The sequence below is a fragment of the Bradyrhizobium sp. UFLA06-24 genome, from assembly GCF_054967145.1.
Window position 1 is genome coordinate 1 of sequence record NZ_JADFUE010000153.1, and the last position, 3719, is coordinate 3719.

The following is a 3719-nucleotide window of genomic DNA, read 5'->3' on the forward strand; positions in this document are numbered from 1 at the left end:
CATCTATACCGCTCAGAGCAAGGCAACGCCGGATGAGGACAGTGGCTATGTTTTTGATCATTGCAGGCTAAGTGCCGACCCTGCTGCGCGCTATATCGCGCTTGGCCGCCCCTGGCGCTCCTACGCCACAGTGGTCTTCCTGTCGACAAAGATAGATGCACGAGTGATTGCGGAAGGCTGGCGCGAATGGGCTCCCGGCGAGACCAACAAGTTGAGCACGAGCTATTATGCCGAATATAGATCCTTCGGCATCGGTGCTAACCCATCAGGCCGCGAGCCTCATTCCCATCAACTGAAAGATGGCGAAGCTGCGAGATGGTCGCTGAGAGTGTTCTTCGCGGGTGTCACAGATTGGCTGCCCACGAACCATCAGGTTCGAACAAAGAGCAATGTTCACGGTGAAGGGGTTCCACGGCGATCCTCGGATGAATGAGGGGAGCGAGCCTGATTGTGATGGAGAGTCTTGTACAGCAACCCAACCGCCGCCGGAGCCAAACCGACGGAAAGGGGGGCCGGCGCGACGATCTCATCTGTTCGCCGTCCACCCACATGCGCCCGCTTCAGCTCGCAGATCATCTTGTCCGTTTTGGCGGATCAGTGTCGGCAAGCTCTACGGACCGTCACGTCAGCACGTCGTCATCGCTCGGGAACGGCTGATTTGCCTGTTCAGCGCCTTGCGCAGATCTCCGGAGAGCGAAGTGGGCTGATGCTTCGCGGCTATATTCGTTCGGTCGGTGAGCGACGAAAATTCCCGTGCGCGAGGCGAGGGCGCCTATCTGCGCCCCGTCGAAAGTTGCTTCGGAACGAGAGCTCAGTCGGTCGAAAAGTTGTTGAGGAGACCAAGGCGCGCCGCGGCGAAATCATCGGTTACGGAGGCGCTGCCTCAGCCAACCAACTCGGTTGACGAGGCCGCAGACTGTTCGGCAGGTTTATTTGACTTCGGGGGCGTTCCGCGAGCTCCATCTTGGCAAGCAAGTTGTGGAGTTCAAGCATGCACCGCGTTGGCAGCTTACGATGGCCAAGCCGTCGTGCAGGTGAGGTCGTGCGCGCTCGAGCGGGGCGGTCCCGAGACTGCAAGAGAAGCCTTGCGGTCCCTCAGTCAAAGACTGAGCCCGATTGAAGTGAGCGAATCGAAGTCTGCCGGATCTTCATTGCCAACTTGGCTTGCCAGGCACCGTTACTGCTGCGAACTCAGGACGCCCTGCACATCTTCTCGAAAAAGAATGTTTGGGGTCGTTTTGATGCCTGAACGCGCTCGTCGCCACTGGGCGAGAATCTCGTCTCCGAGCGGAACGTCCCTTTCGAAGGCTTACGGCGCAATTCGCCGTTTCTCGTACGACGTGGATCTCACATACGGCATTCGAGCAACAGCTCCGGACCCGGTGGACAATTTGGTCCCTCAGAACCGCAGTCAAAGCAAAAGTGCCAACGCGCGAGAACGCCTCCGGTCTGCGTCAAGGAAAAGACGTTGTGCGTCATCAATGAACGCCTGCAATAGGACAAGCTCACTACCAAAATTGATAAGGACGACAAGATGCACGTCACGTATGATCCATTGGAGACGGTAGCGGCTATGTAAGTCCCGCCGTGATGCTTGAATTCGGCGCACGATCGACCGGCGATCCATTGTTAGATCGGTCGACCAATTTCGTCAGCTCGAACACGAAACCGGCGAAGAGGTGCGATAAAATTGGAGCAACTCCGTCCGTCGTCAGGCGGGTGCCGATGCGACGCCGGTCTCGCGCGCAGCAATATCCTGATCTCGTCAGCTTCTTGAAAGGTTGCGGCTACAACAATCGAGAATCTGAAGAGCTGCAATCTCGCCGTAATCCAGGCCGTACGGATTGCTGCAGGGTCTCTACAAACATGAGGAGAGCAGGATGGATCCGGTTGACCCATTCTTCGATTCAGGAGCCTGGATGCGGGAGTACGCCGCGCTGCCGGGGCGGGCGGGTCAGCGACGGGGCGACTCAAGCGAGCAAGGCGACTTTGAGAAGCGTATGGAGGATTTGCATCTCGATCCGTCTGATCAAAGCAAGTCAACTTCACCTGATCGGCCTCCCGCAGGAGGTGGTCGAGCAGTCCGGCGGGACGATTTCGGCGGTTCGATGCGGGCGCCGCCGCACTCCACTTTTAGGGAGAGTGCGCTAGGCGACACGCGCCGGAGCGTAGACATTCCCAGCTTTCAGCTTACCGCTGCGACGCAAGTGCCGCAGTCTAGTTTGCGAGATGATCTGTTCAGCAGCGCGCGCTAAAGCTTTCCGGACGCAGAGTCTGCCGCGTCGGCCAAAAGCGGAAAAAGCCGCAGATTATGGTCACGCTTCAAGTCGGGAATCGGCAAGGCGCTTGGCCGGAGCAGCAGTGAAAATTCGTCGCGCGACGCTGGGCAATCTGACGTCTTTTCGACGAATTTACGAATTGATTATGCGAGGCAGCCGGGCCGGACGCGCGGGGTCCCTGCGGCCGATGAGGAGCTCATTAAAGATTTCCGAAACAAGGCGGCGGGTAACCTCACCGACGGCACGATCAAGAATGCGGCAACCGATTTGCGCCATTTGAGCGTGCTCCTGAGCGAGCACGGCAGGCCCTCAATTGCGGATCGAATAGCCGGGAATTGGAAAACGCGCAGCAGGACAATCCGGAGGTGGAAAACCACCAGCTGGAAGCTGAGCTCGATGAGGAGGTCGACAGGTACGCAGGCCGCCGCGGCACGCGCATCAAGGCGGCCTTGAAGAAGCTCCGTGAGGTCGGTGCCGGAAACGCCCTGGCGCCTGATCTCCGCCGACTGGCTCCTCACGGCGCGGACGCAACCCTCATCCACATGTGGGCGGCGGCGGAAAAGGCAACACACAGGATCGAGCCGAAGACGATCGACAGGCAAGCTCGCCGCATGTCTAAGCTGAGTGAGTGGCTGCGGACCCATGATAGGCCACCGATGGCCGGCCGACTTTCCACCCCCGCGTTTGTCCGGGATCTCGAGGAGTACAGGCGCGAAACCAACGACAAGAAGATCAATGCTGATCTGGTCAAACTTGGCGGATACGAGCAAATCCTGGAGGCGAACAGGGCGCTTGGATTGAGGCCTCCTGAGGATCCGGGCCAGCCTTCTTGGGAAGCTGCTCGACAGCCGCATGCACTGCAGGGTCCTCCCGCAACGCCAGCTAGCCCGAGCGCGGGCGCCTGGGATTGGCTTGGCGAGCAGATCCACGGGCCCAACATATCGATGCCAGCGCCGCCCAGCCATTGGCAGGCCGGTTCGTCGCAGCAGCTTCCCGCAACCCCGGCGACGCCGAGCGCCGGAGCCTGGAACTGGCTTGGCGAGCAGATCCAAGGACCCGCCTCACCAGAGCCAGCGCCGCACTGGGGCGCGCAAGCTCATCCGCCGCTCGAGCTTCCTGCTACACCGGCCACCCCCAGCCAGGGAGCCTGGGCCTGGCTCGGGCAACAGATGCAAGACTCCGCATCGCCGTCGTGCGTGAGGCCTCGATCGTCAAACATCTACGGCGGTCTCGACTCCTTCGTTGATCTGGATCCACCCCACACCCCACGACTTGCGTGACGATGCGCGCTCTGCGCCAGCATCTGAATTTGCAGCCGCCTCGTCGTTCGCAGGACCGCCGGGGGCGGCTCCGGAGCTGCGGGATATAGGAGCGATCGTTGGCGCCGGCTGGCGCCACGGCTCCCAGGCGGCTTCAGTCGTGTTGATCGATGTATTGGGA

General features: G+C 60.3%; 2 protein-coding genes. Both read left to right on the top strand.

Annotation, left to right across the window (positions count from 1 at the left end; genetic code table 11):
* A partial coding sequence (locus IF809_RS38140) for a pectinesterase family protein (protein ID WP_462840044.1) occupies positions 1–433 on the top strand: 433 nt, incomplete at its 5' end.
* Positions 434–2614: 2181 nt separating this feature from the next.
* A complete protein-coding gene (locus IF809_RS38145; RefSeq protein ID WP_018647405.1) occupies positions 2615–3559 on the top strand; it encodes a hypothetical protein in 945 nt (314 codons plus the stop codon).
* The last annotated feature ends 160 nt before the right edge of the window (positions 3560–3719 follow it).